This window comes from Chamaesiphon sp. OTE_75_metabat_556 (assembly GCF_031378165.1).
Classification (GTDB): domain Bacteria; phylum Cyanobacteriota; class Cyanobacteriia; order Cyanobacteriales; family Chamaesiphonaceae; genus Chamaesiphon.
In genome coordinates this window covers 1-21,318 of sequence record NZ_JANNDR010000498.1, presented here as the reverse complement: position 1 = coordinate 21,318, position 21,318 = coordinate 1, and the positions used below count along the sequence as shown (strand labels likewise).

General features: G+C 46.5%; 12 protein-coding genes. 4 read left to right on the top strand and 8 right to left on the bottom strand.

The window, feature by feature from the left end:
- Together RMO27_RS20005 and RMO27_RS20000 are read right to left on the bottom strand one after the other, a co-directional pair.
- The coding region (locus RMO27_RS20005) for an FAD-binding oxidoreductase (RefSeq protein WP_309735840.1) at positions 1–1,304 on the bottom strand (1,304 nt) is incomplete at its 3' end.
- Between the two features lie 27 nt (positions 1,305–1,331).
- Positions 1,332–2,846 (bottom strand): hypothetical protein, encoded by a 1,515-nt coding sequence (locus RMO27_RS20000; protein WP_309735837.1) that lies wholly within the window; start codon positions 2,844–2,846, stop codon positions 1,332–1,334.
- A 610-nt stretch (positions 2,847–3,456) separates the two neighbouring features.
- On the opposite strand from RMO27_RS20000, the gene RMO27_RS19995 reads away from it, so the two are divergent.
- Together RMO27_RS19995 and RMO27_RS19990 are read left to right on the top strand one after the other, a co-directional pair.
- On the top strand, positions 3,457–4,713 hold the full coding sequence (locus RMO27_RS19995; RefSeq protein WP_309735835.1) for an ATP-binding protein: 1,257 nt from the start codon (positions 3,457–3,459) through the stop codon (positions 4,711–4,713).
- 73 nt (positions 4,714–4,786) lie between these two features.
- The gene (locus tag RMO27_RS19990; RefSeq protein WP_309735832.1) at positions 4,787–7,273 is read left to right on the top strand and encodes a bifunctional serine/threonine-protein kinase/ABC transporter substrate-binding protein; all 2,487 of its coding nucleotides are present in this window, start codon (positions 4,787–4,789) and stop codon (positions 7,271–7,273) included.
- A 91-nt stretch (positions 7,274–7,364) separates the two neighbouring features.
- Here the strand turns inward: RMO27_RS19990 and RMO27_RS19985 are convergent, their stop codons facing one another.
- The 3 genes from RMO27_RS19985 to nrdJ form a co-directional block, all read right to left on the bottom strand.
- Entirely contained in the window at positions 7,365–10,214 is a 2,850-nt protein-coding gene (locus tag RMO27_RS19985) for a pitrilysin family protein (RefSeq protein WP_309735831.1), read from the bottom strand.
- A 401-nt stretch (positions 10,215–10,615) separates the two neighbouring features.
- A complete protein-coding gene (locus tag RMO27_RS19980) occupies positions 10,616–11,164 on the bottom strand; it encodes a hypothetical protein (protein ID WP_309735829.1) in 549 nt (182 codons plus the stop codon).
- A 517-nt stretch (positions 11,165–11,681) separates the two neighbouring features.
- Positions 11,682–15,182, bottom strand: a complete 3,501-nt coding sequence (gene nrdJ, locus RMO27_RS19975; protein WP_309735827.1) for a ribonucleoside-triphosphate reductase, adenosylcobalamin-dependent — start codon at positions 15,180–15,182, stop codon at positions 11,682–11,684.
- Positions 15,183–15,462: 280 nt separating this feature from the next.
- Between nrdJ and RMO27_RS19970 the strand changes: the two genes are divergently transcribed.
- Both RMO27_RS19970 and glgB read left to right on the top strand, forming a co-directional pair.
- Entirely contained in the window at positions 15,463–16,053 is a 591-nt protein-coding gene (locus tag RMO27_RS19970; RefSeq protein WP_309735826.1) for an Npun_F5749 family FMN-dependent PPOX-type flavoprotein, read from the top strand.
- Between the two features lie 209 nt (positions 16,054–16,262).
- Entirely contained in the window at positions 16,263–18,575 is a 2,313-nt protein-coding gene (glgB, locus tag RMO27_RS19965) for a 1,4-alpha-glucan branching enzyme (RefSeq protein ID WP_309735824.1), read from the top strand.
- 306 nt (positions 18,576–18,881) lie between these two features.
- Here the strand turns inward: glgB and RMO27_RS19960 are convergent, their stop codons facing one another.
- The 3 genes from RMO27_RS19960 to RMO27_RS19950 form a co-directional block, all read right to left on the bottom strand.
- A complete protein-coding gene (locus tag RMO27_RS19960) occupies positions 18,882–19,484 on the bottom strand; it encodes a Uma2 family endonuclease (protein WP_309735822.1) in 603 nt (200 codons plus the stop codon).
- Between the two features lie 138 nt (positions 19,485–19,622).
- Positions 19,623–20,690, bottom strand: a complete 1,068-nt coding sequence (locus tag RMO27_RS19955; protein ID WP_309735821.1) for an AI-2E family transporter — start codon at positions 20,688–20,690, stop codon at positions 19,623–19,625.
- Positions 20,691–20,770: 80 nt separating this feature from the next.
- Complete coding sequence (locus RMO27_RS19950; protein ID WP_309735820.1) at positions 20,771–21,316, bottom strand: hypothetical protein; 546 nt, start codon at positions 21,314–21,316, stop codon at positions 20,771–20,773.
- Positions 21,317–21,318: the final 2 nt, after the last annotated feature.

The following is a 21,318-nucleotide window of genomic DNA, read 5'->3' as shown; positions in this document are numbered from 1 at the left end:
CAACGTCCCATCTTACAAGCACTTTTGAGCCTAATATTCTCCCGCTTACCAACTTGTAAAATCGACTCTTCGCGATCGTATTTAACTTCCGTACCAGACTGCGAGAACACAACTAACGAACTAGTCGCTTTGTCAACTTGCGTTCCGTTAGGAACTGCTGGCTCCAGCAAAGTTTTTTCGGGTAATTCACACGAACCAAAGCTTTCATAGTAATAGTTGTCCATCGGAAAATCCAGACCTTGCAAGAGTGTTTTTACTCCTTGCATAAATCCATCCGAGCCACAGACATAGATATCCCGCTCCCGAAAATCTGGGGCAATCCGCGCCAGCATTTGGGCATCGAAGCGTCCAGCCAGACCCGACCAATTATCCTCGCTTTCTGCCCGGGTCAGGCTCAGATGCAAGTGAAAATTCGGGTGTTGGGAAGACATCCAATCGAGTTCTTTGTGAAAAATTACATCGCGGGCACTCCGCGCACTATGGAAAAAAGCAATGTCTAAATCTGGAGCCGCATCGTATGCCCAGCGAGCCATTGACATCATCGGCGTAATGCCACTACCCGCGGATACAAACAAAATTTTCCGAGCAGCATGTCCGACGCAGGTAAAGTCACCCATCGGAGAGCTAATTTCGATTTCGCTCCCGACTTGGAGATTATCGTGCAACCAGTTGGAGACTAGTCCAGCGGGAGCATCAGGAGCATCAGCGGGTGTTGGCACCCTTTTGACCGTAATTTCTAAAGTATGGGGGCGAGATGGCGTCGAGGAAATCGTATACGATCGCTCGACTGACCGACCGTTAATATTCAGCATTAAGGTTACAAACTGCCCTGGCTTGTAATCAAATAGTACTGGGGGATTGGCCGCAAACCGAAAAGTTTTCACATCATGGGTTTTCGCAATTGCACCCACACAGCGAACGGTTAACCCGTCTGTCCACGATCGAACGCTGCCAATAGTAGTATTGTCTTGACTGTCGATTTCCGCATCGTTCTGCTGGATATCTTCGACTAGCAACCAAGAATCCCCGATATAAATCGAATCGCGGATTTTCAGAGCTTGGGATTGATTTTCTTCGACTTCAATGTTGTTCAGATAAGAAGAATTCGTCGATAATAAATCAAGGTAAGACCACTTATTTTCGGTGTTGAGAAACAGCCCGTGGACATTGCTGACCAAAGGATCGTCGAGCACAATGTCACAAGACGGATTGCGACCGACGAGACAAGCACCATGCGGGCTGGGTGTCAGAACTGTTGCCTGGGTGATATTGGTCTCAAGATTAATGATTTTCAAAGAGAGCATAAGCAAATTTTCTGGAGTTTTGGAGTTTTATGACTTCGGTCGGGTTTGAGTAGTATCCAAGCTAATTGGGCGATCTGATTTGACCGATTTGGCGGTGGAATTAGGTGTCTGGGTTGAGAGATTCGATCGATTACGGTGAGTGGTTGAAGTAGGGGTATGAGGTGGGATCGATCGATTAGTACTGGTAGTTACAGTCGTGGAGTCAGTCTGGAGATGCGATCGATCGACTGACTCCACCGCAATCGGTGCTGTCATGGCACTCGGTGGTGATAGTTCGGCCAAATACTGGTCGTGGGTGCGTCCCAATGTGCGATAACCCCAAATACTGCCAGCAATCAGGACGATCGCATTGAAACCCAAACCCACCACCGCCGGCTGCGCATTCAAAATGGGGCGACCGCCGAAAGTGAAGAAAAACCAGAACGAAAAGATCGTAACTAGGGTGAAAATCGTATGGTGCGATTGTTGGCGTTCGGGCGATTTGGATTGCCGCCGGAGATAGGCACGATAGGTTTTTTCGACTTTGCTCAGAGCCAAATAAGCCAACAGGGTAAACAGCCCCAAAGTCAACGGCACCGCCACTAATTTGGGTAGTGGAATCGCTCGTCCTGCTAGATAAAAACCAGGCTCAAATAGCATCCCGATCGCATCATCCCGACTCCACATGCCAGAGAAATAATAATCCCAATTCCCAGCAAATAGATAAAAATAGACAAAGAAAGCTACCAGCAGACCCACATAACCATACTGCACGAATTGCCGCGCGGGTTGCTCTAGACTGTCCCAGTAGGCTTGCTCGGCATCGATATCGATACAAGCCGATTTGCATCCCACACAAGCACTCTCGTTCTGCGGGGTGCGGCACATTGATTGGGGGACGAGCGATGCCGATTCCTGGTGTGCTTGACTCCCCCACAAACCCCTCGGGCCAATGAAGACAGCTTGGACGGGAGCGAACGGACAGAAATAGTGGCACCAACTTTTGCCCGCAAATAGAAATCCGACCAACATGGCACAGAGGATCGTTGCGACGAGGAAAATTCCTAGTGCTAGGGGATGAGAGTTGAGCACTAATAGTCGGGCAGTTAAGCCCCCAAATAATAGTCCAAACTGGACATAGAGATGATTTCTGCCCAACCAGGAATTTTCGGAGATCGTCACCAGCTCATAGCTGACGATGCCCGAACTCACAATTTTACGTTGGCGTTGGAACTTCAAGGCTCTGGGCAACTGTGACAAAAAGGACAGAGGACAGATCCGTCGCCAAGCTTCATGTCCGAACACAAAGATCGTCAAAATTGCGGCGGGGACAATCGCCGCCCAAAATAAGCGCACGCCCAAACTATAAGGTGTCTGCGGTAGGCATTGACCTTGCAGCAGGATGCAGGTGTCTGGATGAATGCGGAACGGACTACTTAAATTGTCAGCATCGGTCAAGATTGACGATAGCGGATCGTAAAAGAGCGAAGCAATCAGGATCAGCCAGCTCATCGCCAATCCCCAGCGAATGATATGCATCAGTTTTTCTGGTACTTGATTCAATATGGTCATTCCTCCTAATTGAGATTGTCTGGCAATCGATCGCCTCCCGATTTACCGCTTAACAGTATCGGTGTGCTCTAGTCACCATGATGAGTATTGTGAGAATTTTGGTAGTGTAAATATTAATTAATAATGCAAGAGCTGAATTTTAAATTGTGAGTAGACTACACTAGAAATAGAAAATAAGTACCTTTTTTAACTACTCAAATAGTCTGGCGGCAATCGGTTATGGTTGTGGAAATCAAGACCGAACCAGAGATCGGCCATCTAAGTTAGCTCCGCAGCTTGCTAAGTGATGGTGACACTAGATCGACTGGTGCGAAATTTGATAACCTAGCCGCAATATCTTCAGCTAAAATTTATTTGTAGCAATGTCCCTATTAGTTCCACGGACAAAAAAGGATCGATAGATTATTACACACCGCATCATATTGGCAAATCCGATCGAACGGCAAGAGTCAGTTTAGGTCATTTTCTTAACTGACCTATTGATAATCTGCAAAAACGAGCGATCGGCAATCGATTGAGTGTTTGAGTCAGTTTCTGGGTCAGTGCCGATCTGTGGTTTAAAGTCCTAGGGTATAATGGCGATCGTCACCGATCTAAATTTATGCCAAGATCCCCAGGCTATAAGAGATCGCCCGCTAGCAAGCCGAAAATAGAAGCCGCTCTGGACATCAAAGGTTTAAAACCTCGCGATGACATCCGCGTCCTCGACGCCTTAGAGCAAGAGGACGTATTTGTAGCAGCCAAAACATGGCAGCGGTTTTGGGAGGGCAAGCAAAATATCCATCGCTCGACGTTTGCCAAAATTTGCCAGTTTTTGGGATTAGATTGGCAAGAAGTTGTCGAACATAGTCAAAATCCTGTTCCAGATGACCCCGTCCCTGCCGATCCAAATTTTTACGGTCGGAGCACCGAATTAGCTGAGTTGACAAGCTGGGTGACAAATCCGCACTGTCGCCTGATCATTTTATACGGGTTAGCAGGAATTGGGAAAAGTTCGTTAGTCGGCAAACTGATCGAACGAGTCAGCGGCAGTTTCCAGCGAGTTGAGTGGAAGAAATTTAGCTATGGTGACTCCGTCCAAAGTACTTTAATCGATCTACTCCAGCAGCTAGACTCCCAAAATTCCGGTGGCGAGCTGAATCTTCAGCAGCTCAAGCAACGATTGTGGCAACAATTACAGCAACGTCATTGTCTGATTATCTTGGAGCAAGAACACAATGAGCATACTGACAAATTTGATGATTATAAGCAATTGCTCCGCAAACTACTTCAGGCATACGGCAAACCCCATCAAAGTTGTATTTTGCTGATTACGTCTTACGAAAAACCTGACGAAGTAACGGCTGTCGCCAATCATCGCGATGCCGCTAAGTCCATGCGCCTGGGCGGGGTAGATGTTGCAACTGGGCTGGAGATTTTACAGAGCAAGGAACCCAAACTTTTAGAAAATCGCCCAGCGGCAGCCGAATTGGTGACCAGATTTGATGGCTATCCATTGGCCTTAAAACTAGTTAGTTCCCACATTCGCGATCGATACAATGGCAAGATCGCAGATTTTCTCAGCCATCTATCGGTACCTGAATCGATCGAAGGGATTATTAAGCAACAGATTGAGGACTTAGATGAACCAGCCCGCAAGATTTTAGATATCCTCACAGACAAAGAACCAATGACTCAATCGCAACTCCACGATGCCTGTTGCGAATCGATCCATTCCGATTTAGATTTTATCAGAGCAAAAGATCTTTTAGAGCGGCGATCGCTTTTATGTCGCTATGTCGGAGATACAGATGATGGTCGAGAATTCTTATTTGGGTTAGCCCCAATCACCAAGCAAGCGATCTATTCGCTCAAATGACTGTTGCCCAGCCCTGAGGTAGCTGTCTGGGCTGACAACCACGATTTGAGTTTTGTTACTTTCATGGAGACAAATGAGTTACTGTATCAACCCTCAGTGTAGCGATCGTCAGAATCCAGATAACGCTACAGCTTGCCAAGCTTGCAACACGCAATTGTCGTTGTATGGGGGTCGCTTTCAGATCTTAGCAAAAATTAGCAAACCCGATCATAATCCGGCATCAGAGGTATTTAGAGTCGCAGACTATCGAGATCACCAGCGATCGAAAGTTTTGAAAACATTAACCAACAATACAGCAGAATTTGCAACTCGGTTCGATCGCGAAATCGAGATCCTCAAAAAATCAAAAAACTCTGGTATTCCAGCTTATATTATTGACTTCGCACTACCTTCAGCCGCAAATAGACCCGAACTGCATTGCCTGGTGATGGAGTCGATCGAAGGTGAAGATTTGGAAGCATGGTTGGAAACAAATGGTAAATTAGCTTACGAGCAGATCGCTTTAGCTTGGTTGAACAAAATCACGATCGTGTTGGCTTATTTGCATAGTAAAAAACATTTTCATCGCGATATCAAGCCCAGCAACATTATGCTCAGAGATAATGGTGAATTGGCGTTAATTGATTTTGGAATTGTCCGAGAAATTACTAATACTGTCGATCTGTATGGTGCCAGCACCCATGCCTATACGCCAATTTATGCAGCTCCAGAACAATTGAGTGGTAATGCCGTGCCGCAATCAGATTTTTATGCCCTGGGCAAGACATTCGTACAGCTACTGACAGGGCAGCGACCGATTCCCAATGAGTTGGATCTCAATCGGTGGGAATACGAAACAGCTTTTCCGACATCGGGCATCATTCCCTTAATTAACTGGTTGCTCCAAGAAGATCTGGAGCAACGTCCGCAAACGCCAGCCAAGATTTTAGAGACGATTAATTATATATCTACGCGCAAAGCAGATGGTGATTTTCCCAATAGTGAAGAAACTAGTGATTTTATCGATCGAGGTCAACAAACGATCCTCAAATCTAAGCAAAATAATTTGCCAGCAAAAATTACTTTACTAGTATCAACTGTTGGCTTGATGGCTGGTGCTTTATATTACTATTTTTTACCAACACCTGCTGTCCAATTAGCTACCGTCAGACCTGCGGCAGATTTAATTAGCTTTGGCGAACGGATTATTAAAGATAGTTATGGCAGCGACAAATCTGGTCAAAAGAAATCGACACAGCAGAAGCTCGCTGGGATTAAATTATTTAAAGCAGGAAAGTACAAAGAAGCATATCAAAAATTTGATGAATCGCATCAAGGAGCTAAAAAAGATCCCGATATTTTAATCTATATGAATAATGCCAAGATCAGATATTGGCATCAACAGAAACCGACGAAACCAATCTATACGATTGTTGCCGTAGTACCCGCTGCAATCGAGCAGGGACAACATATTTTATTTGGGGTAGCGCACCTTCAGGATCGAGTAGTCGATATCACCGAAGGTATCGACGTAGAGCCAGAAGTGTATCTAGAGATCGGGATTGCTGACGATCTCAATCAGCCAGAACAAGCAGTGGCAATAGCGAAAAAACTCGCGGAGCCAAGTATTAATAGTGGTGACAACAAAACTCGATCGATTCTGGCTGTGATCGGACATGACAGTAGTGAAGTTACTTGTGAAGCCTTACCAATCTACTCGCAAGCCGGATTGGTGGTGATTTCAGCTACTAGTTCGATGAATGAAATGCGCAAACGATGTGGCGATCTCGATCGCGTATTTTTTCGGACGATCTCTTCTACACAGTTTGAATCGCGAAGCTTGGTCAAGCTTTTGAAAAGCAAAAATCTCCAAAATCTCAAAATCACTTCGTTTTACAAAAAAGAGAAAATTGGATTTAGTCGGGATTTGTTTGAAATATTCAAACAAGATTTTAGAAAAGAGTTTGGTAGAGAGTTGGAAGATGGATTCGATCTTTCAGATGCCAATAATGAAGTCAGTGAAGTAGCAAAAGGTATCGAAAGAGCGAAAGATTCAAATGTGATCGTGCTATTTTCCGATGAAAAAACCGAAGCCTTTAACGCGTTCAATAATGCCATCAAGGTGCTCGAAGCTGCCAATCCCAGCAAAATCGATTTGATTATCGCTTCCAAGCCATTATTGTCTGCCGATATCGATCCAAAATTGCTCCAAAAATGGCATGACAAGTTAGTAGTTGCCGTTGATTGGAATCAAGATCCGCAATGTAGTGATCGCGAGTTTGTCAAAGTAGCAAATAAACTTTGGGATGGTGATATCGATCATACTACTGCGGCAGCTTATGAGGCCACACAAGTCCTGTCGCAGTTATTCAAGAAGGGCAATAACACTACTCGCTCCAAGGTTAAAGATGCTTTGAAAAATATTAGCAATGTTAAAAGCCATGTGTTTAACAATAAAGATATTAACTTTGACGAGAATGGCGATCGAGCAGACATTCAACAAAAGATCTTACTAACGCCTACTGCTAATGACAAAAAAACAGAATTCAAACCGATCGACAAAATTCAATGTTTGCTCTAGAATTCAGTCGGTAATCTAGCTATTAAAAAAGGTAGGGCAATTTATTAATTACCGCTACCTTTTTTGCTAACTTAACCTAATTTTGGGTGAGTTATGATTTTTTTGGTGGTCCAGCTGTGATCACCACTAACCGATCGGGTTGAATCAATTCCTTGGCAACTCGATCGACTTGTGCTTTGGTGACGGCTTTGATTTTCTTGGGAAACTCACTAATTTCATTGGGGTTCAACCCAAACACCGCGTTACCCAACGTCGCGCCAGCGATTTCATCAGGGGAGGCCAGCTCGACAGTATAGTTGCTGGCAATACTGCGTTTGGAGTTGTCAACTTCGGATTGAGTTACTCCCTTAGTCTGGAGATCTTTCAACAGCGCGATCGTGCTGCGGGTCGCTTTTTGGGCATCTTCTGGGGCAGTTTGCATCGAGATAATAAACGTCCCCTGCCGTTTGCCAGCAGCGAAGCTACTGTAGATCCCGTAGGTTAAGCCCTGTCGATCGCGAATTTCCGTCCCTAGACGGCTAGAGAGGGTATCGCCACCGAGGATTTGATTTAACACCAAAGCAGCATAGTAGCGCGGATCTTGGCGATCGATCGCCTTATTGCCCAGCAAGGTAATCGCTTGAGTTTTGCCAGGGAGAGACGGGTTCACCTGCACCTGTTTGGCGGGGAGTTGTGGCTCTGGATAGTTGAGCTTCACGGGCGTCGCCGTCGCCGACCATTTACCCAAATTTCGTTCGAGTAAGCTTTTGACCTCGGCGACTTTAAAATCACCAACAATCGCCAGAATCGTGTTGCTGGGCAGATAATGCTGACGATAAAAAGCTTGCAAATCCGCTGTGGCGAGTCCCGTGAGGGTTTCCTTGGTCGGGAAAATCGTAAACGGGTGATTCTTGGGATAAACAGTCTGCTGGAACTTCTTCCGCGCCACACTATTGGGGCTATCTAGCTCCAGTTTGAGACTAGTGAGCGCACGTTGACGGCTAAGTTCAAATTTCTGTTGGGGGAAATTGGCATTTTGAACGACATCGCTCAAGGTTTGCAATAGGATCGGTAAATCCTTGGATAGAGCGTTACCGCCGAGGCCGACACCTTCGCGACTCGCCGCAAATGCCAGCCCTGCGCCCCGACTTTCTAGTGTTTTGGCGATCGTCAGCGCAGTTTGAGTTTTGGTACCGCTCATCAGATTTGTCGCTGTCAGACTAGCTAACCCAGCTTTGGTGGGATTGTCATATTCGGAACCAGCCTGAATATTGCCACTCAATGTCACTGTCGGCGTACTCGCATCAGGCAGTAAAAAGACCCGCAACCCATTTTTGAGTTTGACCTCTTGGGGCAAGGATTGACTTGAGCTGGCAGTATCGGGGTCGAGTGCTGGTAGGTATTTCGCGAGTTCGCTGGGGTCTACAGGGGCACCTGGCGCGAAATTCTCGGCAGTTTTGCCGCCGCCTTCTGCGGGTGCAGCCGCTTTAGCAGTGATTTGGGTCGGCTCAAAAAAGCCGATTGTTTTGAGATTGGGTTGGAGATATTTTTTGGCAACCCGTTGCACGTCAGCGATCGTGACGCGTTCGACACCAGCCAAGTACTTATCGGTAAATTGATAATCGCCAGTGGTGGTTTGGTCGTTACCCAGTTGTCTGGCTTGACTATTGATATCGCGATTGCTCAGGAGATAGCCAGCTTTGAGCTGGGCTTTGGCACGAGCGATTTCACCTGCGGTAGCTCCTTTGGTTTGGAGCAGCTTAATCTCTTGATCGACAGCAGCTTCGAGTTTCGGCAGGGATTTGCCAACTTCGACGATCGCCGAAATCTCATACCAGCCACCAGCGGCCAGATTGGCCGCACCACCATCGAGACTAGTCGCAATGCCCGTTTCGACGATCGCTTGATACATCCGCGAGCTGCGTCCTTCGGTGAGGACGTAATTCATCACATCGATCGCGGGGACGTCAGGATGATTGGCTTCAGGTAGGGGATAGATCTCGATCGCGAGTTGGGTACTACCGGGCTGCTTGAGAGTCAGCCGCCGCTGGGGTTTGGCAGTTGCGGGCGTCACTGTCGGCTTGGCAATCTTTAGCTCGCGACGGGGGACTTTCCCTAATGTTTGGCGGACTTTGGTGATCAAACTCGCGGTGTCGAAGTCGCCGACGACGACTAAGGTCGCGTTATTGGGTGCGTAGAAAGAGTCATAATAAGACCGCACCTGCTCGACCGTAAATTTCTCAACGTCAGCCTTGGTACCGCCGACAGTCAAGCCGTAGGGCGTATTTGGAAAAGCCGCGCGTTTGACAGCTCGATCGAGTCGATAACTGGGGCTATTTTCATAGCCCTGCAACTCCGAAATAACCACCCGTTTTTCACCAGTGAGTTTCTCCGTATCGATGGTCGCATTCTGCATTCGATCGGCTTCTAAGGTCAACAAACTGGTGAGTTTATTCTTCTCTACCGTCCCGAAATAAGCCGTCTGATCGTAACTAGTAAAAGCATTGAAACTGCTACCTAAAGCTGCGAATAATCGCCCAAATTGAATCGGTCGATCTTTAGTCCCTTTAAATAACATGTGCTCCAATTGGTGAGCGATGCCATTGACACCAGGAGCTTCATCGCGCGAACCAATTTTGTACCAGACCTGAACGGTGACTACCGGTGCATTTCGCACTTCTTTCGACAATACTGTCAAGCCATTTTCGAGTACTGTCTTTTGGACATTTGTCGTCAAAGCAGCCAATTGTGGTGCTGGTAAAGTGGGAGATTTGCTGGGCTGGGGGAGAGGTTGTTTGGCCACTTGGGCGATTGCGGCTGACTCCGTCGTGACGGTCGTTGTTGGCTGGGTAGACATCGCTACTTGTGGTGATGCCAAGATCGCACTCAAACAGACCCCAAACAATAACAACCCAAATCGATACCGTCGCCAACTCACCCAAAAATCTCTAATTTTCAACATCTGTTCTGAATATCTATAATTGATGCACTAACTGACAATCGTAATCTAAGCAATAATTAACTAGCTAGTTTCGATCTAATTTCTTCGATCGATCGGCGACTTATGCCTAAGTCAGATTCACGCCCCCATCGATCGCCAAGGCTAACCCCATGACGACAAATATCCTGATTTGTTTCGAGATTACTATATTCCTTTTTATCCCCACGCTACTTTATCTATAGTAGATCGAAAATTGCCCTAACCTGACTCTGAAATAGAGTCAAGTTAGAGCAATCGGTTTAATCCGGATAACTGTTGAAGAAGGTTAGATTCTCGACTATCGCTAGTGCTGTAGATCGAACGCTGAAAGCCAATTATTCTTTAAGCAAGCAACGTAGTCCGATCTATTTGTAAACTAGAATTTACTTCACGCCAAGCTTTTCCGCAATTTTATCAAGTGCTTTGCGATTACCCATCAGCAGCGTCACATTTTTCTCCTCAAAAGTCCCGGTAAGTGTTGGCGGAGTCGGCGTAATCCCAAGTTTTTTCAAAATTTGCCCAACGATCTTCTTGTTAGTCAGGAGAATACTGTGATTTTTTGCAGATTGATCGGCTCCTTCTACGGCACCTGCTGGTGCGGCTGTCGCTTCAACTTTAGCTGCAATTGCTCTAAATGTGTCCTGATTTTGGAGGATCAAAAATAGGTTTTGCTGAAATATATCACCAGCAGGGGGTTGTTTTGGAGTAATTTCAAGCCCCAGATGAGCTGCAATTTTACGAGCCAATGCTCCATTTGCAATCAACAAAGCATTAGTTTTCTTGGCGACCGCAGTTTGATCTGCTGAGATAGCAATATTGCTAGATGGTGCAATCTGAGAATTCGATCCAACTGAAGCTTTGACAGCAGCGGAAGCACTATTTACACTAATCATTAGTGTGCTCAAACCCAGACACACAATTAATTTACGCATCGACATGAAATTTTTAACTCACACTATTATTTTTGATTAAGACAGGAATTCGCTGTGTATATTCAAACAAATTTGTACTGCCGCATTTAAGGTATCAATTCAAACAGATTGGTTCTGTAGTAATAATTACTTTTTGTTATTGAATTTTTAGCTAATTTCTATACCTATCGATCGACTATATTTAGATAAATATTTCTGTAACTAAAAATACTTTATTGCTATCTGTTTGCAATTTCATAGTAATCCCAAGCAAGCAGCTTAATGCCTGGTGGGAAGGGATGTAGCCCGACAATTTTACAGAATCGAGATTACCAACAGCAACTCTAACAGGCTCTCGATCGAACCTGCGGATGCGCTCTGGTCGAGCTGCTTGCCCCTGTCAATTGAGTCGGAAGTAGATCGAAAATCCCCCTAACTAGATTACGAGTTAGGGGGATTATTCAAAGCGGAGTCTTTTACATGGCGAGGTTCCCTCGCCATGTAAAAGACCCAATCAGTTAGCCACTAGCAACTGAATTTAACTATTGGGCTTCACATCTGGTAACAGACACTTGTCCGAGTCACAACCCGCAGGGCCGGATTCTTCCGATTTGTTGCCCAAGTCATAACGACTCAATGCCGTATGGAATTCGGCTGTCTGACGTCGTTGGATGACGCCAACCATCATCTCATCGAAAGTTGCCTTGTCGATCGGTTCAAACGGCAACCGTGGGAAAGTCTGGTGGTCGTCAAACCGCGCCAATAGCGCAGCCGAGATGTAACCCTCATCATCCCGAATCGCCTCATAAATCCGTTTACCTAGCTCATCTACTTCATGTTCGCGCAATTCGATCGTCGCACTGGTATTGTGCCGCACGTAATGCTGCTGGACGCCCATATAGAAATCCATTTGGGATAGCGCACTAAATTGACCGATATCGATCGAATCTGCGCCAGGAATATCCGCCCAAGACACCGCCACCGGAATCTCGATCAACCATTCCGTACAGCGCGGATCGTAGGCGTCGTCTAGCAGATTGCCATTTTCATCTTTGTCAGACTGAGATGGAATCACGCTATAACCATAGTCGATACAGGCGAGGGCTACGGGGTCATCCTTACGGAAAGTGATCCGGCGGATGAAACGTTGCGCTTTGGGGGCGTGCCAGCCTGGGGAGGCCCCGGTGAGCAGCGATTTGGTACCACTAGGTTGGACGGTGGTACACCGATTGGGGCGTTTGATCCCATGTCGATCGCAATATTCCCACACTGTCTGCTCGACGACTTCGCGCCAAGTATTTAGGTATTCATGCTCTTTTTGCTTGTAAGCAATCCCCGCCGCAGTTGCCGGACGTCCTGCCGTCCACCACTGCAACCATTCGGAGCCAAAGGCATGAACGAAGAAGTCAAATAAACCCGTAAATGACACGCCGACGATCGGATCTAGTTCCCGACTGTATTGATAGCGCGGTTCTTGGAATTTATGGTTGAGTAATGCAGCTACAGACAATGCACTAGCAGTAAAAGCATCTTTCTGTTCTTGATGGTTATTTGGATCGAGCTGATTCAAATGTATTTCAGAAAGATTACAATGGAAGTTAGTACCAATGATCTCTCCACAGTTATGAGCGACAAACCCATTAGCATCAAATCGAGCAGGGCCAGGAACCGTACAATCATAAACGGCTTCTTCCCCATCAGGCACGATCCCTGAGATAGTAGCAGTAAAACGTTCGCGATTGAGATTGCGTTTATAATTGGAAATCAATGTATCTAATCGCTCGGCTTTGAGTGGCTCTTGAAAACCAATTAAGCTTTGGAACGTAGACAAATTATCATTAGCAATTACCAGCTCATGTTGAGCTTGGCAGTAATATTCAGCCAATTCTCGATTAGAATCAGGCAACATTCTCATCCCAGCATCGCGACGATTTTGGTAGATAGTAGATGCAATTCCCAGTCGTAGTAACATCCGCTGGACAGCTTCTAATAACTCCAAGTTACTTTGAGCTAACCGAACGCTGATACCTTTCTGCTGTGTACCTTGAACACTACCATCGGCATCGAATAAACCACGCAAGAATCCACAGTAGAATTCGTAGCTAGCTGCTTCAACTTTAGGCGTAATTGTTTTGTGACCGTGGCAAATATCAAACTCTGCTGCCAATTTTCTCAATCCAGCAGAGCTAACCTCATAGTATTTATTATGTTCGTTATAAATACCTGTCATACTATCGGCACACACTACATTAGATTTAACTAAGTTGAGTGCATATTCTTGCATTTTTACTTGCGTATCGCCCCAGAAACGCAGTTTAGCTTGTGATGAATAGTTAGCCTCATAAGTTGAGAAGCAGCCATCTCCAACAAGGCTACCTAATAGCCAACCTGTCTCCGCCGTACCAGCACCATCCCAAGCGACAAGATTGCGATGATTGTGGATTAATACTCGATCTCCAGGCTCCAATGTGCCAGCTTCAACCCACTGAGTATATTGACTTTTTTGGGTTTGAGATGTAACTTTTAGGACTTGGTGATTGGCTGTCAAGCGAAGTTGATAGCCCTCTTTTGTCTGCATTTTTACCACTGGTTTTGTACCAGAATAGAAAAAGCCATCCTTGGTGGTACTAAACAATTCACCATTAATATAAGTTCCATGCTGCACGCCAATCAGCTCTTTAACTTGTTTGGCACCTGAATCGGTATGCACCCAGGTATCGGCTGTGACGCAAGGATTCAGACCAAATCTAGATAATCGATGCTCGATTTCTTTCGCGTCTAGATTAGAATGATGATTTTCCAACCATTCTTTAGCTTTTCCTTCGGCATAAACTTTTAGGAAATCAGCTTTTAATTCTGGCGTTGTTAAGAGATCGGCATTCGAGCGAGCAACAGCTTCACCAGCCCATTGAATCGCACCTTCACCTGAATAATATTGCTTTTGAACTGCTGCAACACACTCTTCTAAAGTAGGTTTGTGATGGAATACTCTGGTATGATTTGCCATTCGTAAAGAATCGCGTTCTGGGTCGATTCTCCAGTTACCACTTTCGTCTTGTTGCCAGAGATTATCCTTCGCAGTAGCACCCAATTTATCGTTAGCATTAAATTGTCGCATACCGGCACTACGACGTATGTTGCCTGCGACAATCGTGACCGCAGCTTCATCAATTAAAAGACAACATTCAACCGAATTTAATTGTCTGCCGATCGCCTTATTTAAGATTCCCGCACACCGACCGTATAATTCTGGCAGCCTCACCGGATTTGCCATACCACCAAAGCCTTTGAGCTGTTCGCCAGCAGGGCGAATGTTGCTCAGATCGATCGAGACATTCACCTCACCATTAAAGCGATCGTCACTCGATAATTCTAGTAAGATTTTGTAGGAATTAACCCAACCTTGCCGACTATCGCCGACTTGAATTGTGGCTTTATTATCAGAAATTTCAACGGTACTTAATTCCTGACGACTGGCGATCGGCACGCCACCAATTTCGCTAGTAATTGCGATACTGAGTTTGTTTTTAACAACAGGTAATTTGCCAATCAGATCGGGTTCTAAAATTGCGCCCGTCCCGCAACCCATCATTGCCAAATCCATCATCAGGGCAAATGCCGCCCAGTCGCAGACATTGGTACTCGTGCAATTGTAGGCACCCGAAAAATTTTGGGGTTGCTCCAACCATTCGCTACCACCAACCCACAACCACCGTCCTGACGGCATTGCCTTGACCTGACGCTGCATTCGATCGATAATATCGGCTTCTGCGTCGGTTAATTTACCCAACTTGACCAAGCCTGCGAGGGTGCGGGTACAGACTTGTTGCCATGTCTCACGTCCGGTAGCAGTGAAGCGACTGTAAGTTCTAAAGAAGACAGGATTTGCCGTAGGTGCTGTAGCGGGAAAATCTAATTGCGGAGTCGTTCCGGTCGGGTTCCCCGACCATGGAAACGACCCAAGCGGTTGCGTTTGGGACGAAAGCTCCGCGCTCGTCGATCCAGATTCGTGACGAACTCGGTCAAGTTCTCTAACCATGAGTGAGCTATGCTAATTTCTGAACAGAATTAGTAATATAAGCCATCGACACAAGATAAATCAATCTTGTCAAAATCCTGTATTTACGCTACTTCCAGCGATCGAATCCCGCTCTAATGGCGGAACTCCGAGTTAAATAAAGTTTGCAAACTTTTTCACTACTTATTTACTACTAATTGACTAAGGCGGCGATGATCTAATGGATATCGATCGAGAATTTCGGCCAGAGCTAAATTGTTTACAATTTAAATTTGTACTAATCAGATAGACAAATCCCATCGTGAACGACAGTCTACCACCCTGGCGATCGCCGATCGCCCGCGCGCTCCATCGCAATCGCAGCTTGCCCTATGCGCGTTATGTCCAACTAGCGACAGTAGATCGCGATTTGCGTCCGCACAATCGGACGATGGTATTTCGAGGCTGGCGCGAACCGGCTAGCCAGATGCAATTTGTCACCGATAGTCGATCGTCGAAAGCCCTAAATTTATTAGCAGGTGCCTCTCCCTGGGCGGAAGTCTGTTGGTACTTCCCTACCACTCGTGAACAGTTTCGCTTGAGTGGCACGCTCCAACTAGTCACAGCAGAATGTGCAGACACTAGCAACTGTAAGGCTCGTCAGCAGGCGTGGCAACAGATGTCCGATGCCGGGCGCATTCAGTTCGATTGGGGCACCCCTGGAGCAGATCGCAGCGCACCAGAGACATTTAATCCACCTCAACCGGACTCACAGCAGCCATCAGCGAATTTTTGCTTGCTGCTGCTCGAAGCCATCACAGTCGTGCAGCTAGAACTACGTGGCGATCCCCAGAATTGTTACTCGTATGAATTGGTCAATGGTGAATGGCAAATGCGATCGATTAACCCTTAACCCCTAAAATTCAGACCCTATTCCCTATCCCCTAGTGGGCTACAATGATGGCAGCTTATCGGCTGTTTCGTCAGTAAGCACACAGAACTTCGGAGCTTAAATCCGTATAATAATCATCTGCAAATTGATCGCTTGGTAGCGATTCTGAGTTTTTTTAATTATTACAAATTTAACTGGTTTTTCTTGCGTCAACATTAGGTTAATAATTCATGACTCTTGCCTTAGAACAGATCGACCGGATTGTTGAAAACAAACACCACAATCCCTTTGAAATTTTAGGTCCTCATCAAATCAAGGAAAACGGGAAAACTGTTTGGGTCGTGCGTAGCTATATGCCCAACGCCGAGTCCGTCTCGGTGATGATTCCCGATGCGCGACAGGAGTATTCGATGCACTCAGAGCATCATCCGCACTTTTTCAGTTGCACGATCGATCTACCAGAATTGAGCAACTATCAGCTCAAGATTACCGAAGGGGGTCACGAACGGGTCATCTACGATCCTTATGCGTTTACTTCGCCATTATTAAGTGACTTTGATATTCACTTATTTGCCGAAGGAAATCACCACCGGATTTATGAAAAACTCGGTGCACATCCACTCGAAATCGAAGGGATTAAGGGTGTCTACTTTGCAGTTTGGGCACCGAATGCGCGCAACGTTTCGGTAATTGGTGATTTCAATCACTGGGATGGGCGCAAGCACCAGATGGCCAGACGGGCGAATGGGATTTGGGAATTATTTATCCCCGAACTCCGAGTCGGTACGTCTTACAAGTACGAAATCAAAAATCAAGACGGTCATCCTTATGAAAAGACCGACCCGTATGGATTTTATCAAGAACCCCGCCCCAAAACTGCCTCGATCGTCGCCGATCTGAGCATTCACCAGTGGCAAGATCAGGAGTGGATCGAGCAGCGTCGTCATCAAGATCTCCTCCGCCAGCCGATCTCGGTCTATGAGTGTCATTTGGGTTCCTGGTTACATGCCGCAGCCGGCGAACCAGCACAATTACCCGACGGGACGACTTCACCAGCGGTGATTGTCTCTGACTACAATCCAGGGGCACGGTTTCTGACCTATCGTGAATTAGCCGATAAATTAATTCCCTACGTCCAAAATTTAGGCTTTACTCATATCGAATTGTTACCCGTCTCCGAGCATCCTTTTGACGGCTCGTGGGGTTATCAGGTTACGGGTTACTACGCGCCGACCTCAAGGCATGGTTCGCCCGAAGATTTCATGTATTTTGTCGATCGCTGTCACCAAGCTAATATTGGTGTGTTGGTAGATTGGGTACCGGGACATTTCCCCAAGGATGGGCATGGTTTGCCGTTCTTCGATGGTACTCACTTGTACGAACATGCCGACCCGCGCAAAGGCGAGCATAAAGAGTGGGGGACACTGATCTTTAATTACGGGCGCAATGAGGTCAGAAATTTCCTCTATGCCAATGCCCTATTCTGGTTCGATAAATATCACATCGATGGGATTCGGGTCGATGCTGTCAGCTCGATGCTGTATCTCGATTATTGTCGGGAGCCAGGGGAATGGGTGACTAATCAATATGGCGGAAGGGAAAATATCGAAGCCGCTGACTTCTTGCGCCAAACCAATCATCTCATCTTTAGCTACTTCCCAGGTGCATTATCGATCGCCGAAGAATCCACCTCATGGCCGATGGTATCCGCGCCTACTTACTTAGGCGGCTTAGGTTTCAACCTCAAATGGAACATGGGTTGGATGCACGACATGCTCGATTATTTTGAGATGGATCCTTGGTTCCGCCAGTTTCACCAAAATAATCTGACCTTTAGCATGTGGTACAACCACAGCGAGAACTTTATGCTCGCCCTATCTCACGATGAAGTCGTTCACGGTAAGAGCAATATCATTGGCAAAATGCCAGGTGACGAATGGCAGAAACTTGCAAATATGCGCTGTCTCTATGCCTATATGTTCACTCATCCCGGCAAGAAAACCCTGTTTATGGGCATGGAGTTCGCTCAGTGGAGCGAGTGGAATGTCTGGTCGGATTTGGAGTGGCACTTGTTGCAATTCCCACCCCACCAGCAGATGAGTCAATTTTTGACGGATCTCAACTATGTCTACCGTCACGAACCTGCGCTCTATAGTCAAGACTTTGAAGAAGCTGGGTTTGAATGGATCGACTGTACCGATAGTCGCCATAGTGTGGTGTCCTTTATTCGCCGCGATAAACATACCGATGATTGTGTAATTGTCGTTTGTAATTTCACACCACAGCCGCATTCACACTATCGGATTGGTGTGCCAGAGCACGGTTTTTATCACGAGCTATTTAACAGCGATGCGCGTAAGTACGGGGGTAGCAATATGGGCAACCTCGGCGGTAAATGGGCGGATGAATGGTCGATCCACAATCGTAAATTCTCGCTAGATATCTGTATTCCCCCGCTGGGTGTCTCGATCTTCAAAATTGATCGCGAACGTACTGCCGCAGCCTATGAGTGGCGCGATCACAAAGAGAGCGAAGGTACATAGGATCGAGATCAATGGTAGGGGTAATTCATGAAGCGGCGCACTACGCGCGGGAGGTTTCCGCCCGCGCGTAGTGCGACAAGACAGCGATTCGCGCTCCGGCTGCGACACGTCGAGCTTCGTATCTGGCTGTGCCTCCGGCAGGCTACGCCAACGCCAACGTCAACTTCGACAGCGGGCGTTTCAGTCAAGACATAGCATGATATTCAGACATTATTGATGTGATCAATATTGATGCTACCCTACCTGATAGATTTGGTTCGATCGATAGCCTCGGCTCTATCTAAATTAGTGCCGATTTGATTCAAATTACCAAATTTTTGCCATTTTCAAAACAAATCCAGGTAACTCTGGATCGCCTATGACCAATTCGGGCTGTTCCAAAACTTCAGCAGATCGATCTGGACGGTAAATGTAAACTTGGCGATTTTTACGGTCGATTAGCCAACCCAAAGATGCACCGTTGTCGATGTATTCCTGCATTTTGGTTTGGAGGGAGATGAGTGTATCGGTAGCAGATCTCAATTCAATCGCAAAATCTGGACAAATTGGCGCAAAAGCAGCCTGTTCTGGGGCTGTTAGGGCATTCCAACTTGCTAGTTTAATCCAGGAGGCATCAGGGGATCGGGTAGCTCCGTTGGGAAGGGTAAAACCGGCACTGGAGTCGAAGCCAATCCCCGTCCCGTTCTGCTCTGTCCAGACCCCAAGCTGTACAGCAATATTAAAATTGCGGTTGCCTGTATCTGAAAAAGCAGGTGGCATAATAATCACTTTTCCTTGGGCAGTACGCTCGATCCGTAGCTCTTGATTGGCTTGGCAAAATTCATAGAATTGCGTCTGCGTCATTTTGACGATCGCCGGAAAGTTGACCGTCAGGGGTGTCCGATCGGTTTGGATGAATAGCGTTGTCATGTCGAGTACACGCTCCACTTGATGTCAGACTGACAGATATTCTTTAATTGTATTTAGTTCTGGGCGATTCGCAAAAACGGATGCCGGCACTATTTCGCGTCCTGAATCAACCTGTCTCAACACGTTGAGGCGGAATAATTACCACCGAATCTGGATCGGAGCTTCTAAATCGTTGGCGTAGCCTCTCTTTAGAGAATCGGCAATCCGCTTAATAAACCCCGCCATCGGCACAGCTAGCAGCAGTCCGAGCAGTCCCGCCACTTGAGATCCCGTCAGCACGGAGATGAAGACAACGGCTGGATTGAGTCCAGTCATGCCACTCATTAACCGAGGGGCGACCGCATTGTCAATAATTTGACCGACAACGATCGCGACTAGCAAAACTTTTAGTCCCAGCCAAATGTTTTGCAGAGCCAGTAGTGAGCTAATCACAATCACAGTCAGGGTACCACCAAAGGGAATCAGACTGGCAAATCCGATCGTCAATCCAAATAACAACCCAAACGGAATTTGGAGTAGTAGAAAAACAGTCATGAGTGAAACGCCTTGAATTGTCGAGACGATCGCTTGACCCGCAAAATAACTCTGAAAACTTTGCTTGAGCGAGTCTTGAATTCGATCGTTCCAAGGGGCAGGTAGCCAACTCCATAAGCCTTTCCACAATGATTTGCCACTAAACACTAATAAAATAGTGAGCACCAGAATTAGTAGCAAATTTAAGGCACTATTAATCGTATCCAATGCTAGAAAGATCGCTTTGCGTGATGCTAATTGAATGGTTTGAGTGACTCGATCGCTCAATCCTGTTGTTAAATTAGTCACCTCGATCGGAATATCTTGGAAAATGGGGAGTGTACTGAGATTGGCAACTTGCTGCTGTGCGGCGGCGAGCCAAGCTGGCAGACGGTTGACAAATTCTTCTAACTGTCGAAACACGATCGGTAGTAGCCCGAAACCGATCGCACCCACTAAGACAATTGCGATAACTAGAACTAACCCAATTGCCCAACCTCTTGGCAGTCCTTGTCTTTCCAAGAAGGCGATCGGATAGTCTAGTAAGAACGTCACCAAACAAGCGGCAATGACGATGCTAGAAATCGGTTGTAAGGAATGATAAAGTAGCAAAATTAGCCACCCGTTCAGAAAAACTAACGGAAACGTTAAGCTAAATTTGAGCCATTGAGGTAGTTTTTGGTAGGAGAGCATTGATTTTACCTAATCAAATCGACCATCCGCGATCGCACAAGAGATTTACTTATCCCCGATCGAATAATCGATCTTCAGAATTATGCTTCATTCCACAAGCGTTCTAATTGGGATTGCCACGCCATCATCATTTCCTTGCGGATATCTTCTGTTGCACCCAGATCGCCCATCACACCTTCGGCATAGAACCGGTTGAGCGTTTGCATCGTTTGCTCCATTGTATCGCCGCGTTGCTTGGCAATATTGACGATCGCTTTGACTTGTTTGGTCGCAAAAGCTTGGAACGCCCGATCGATCCCGACGCGTTTGAGGTCGATCGATCTGTCGATTGCGGTGGTCAAATCTTCAGACGTCAGTCCCGCCATACTATGCTGCCAGACTCCCCATAGTACCCCCTGATTCATGGCATACCGCGTCTCTAAGGTGGCATCGAAGTTTGCCGACAGGAATTCCTCCACAAAGGTCATCGCATCGGCTGCGGGTGCAATCGGTACCAACATCCGCACCCAAGATTGTTGAGCTGACAGAATAATTAGCAGGCGATAATCGGGTGTTTCGACTTGATATGAATCTTCATCGACAACCTTAATCGTCGTTCCAAAGCGGTTATTCAACAACGATCGCATCT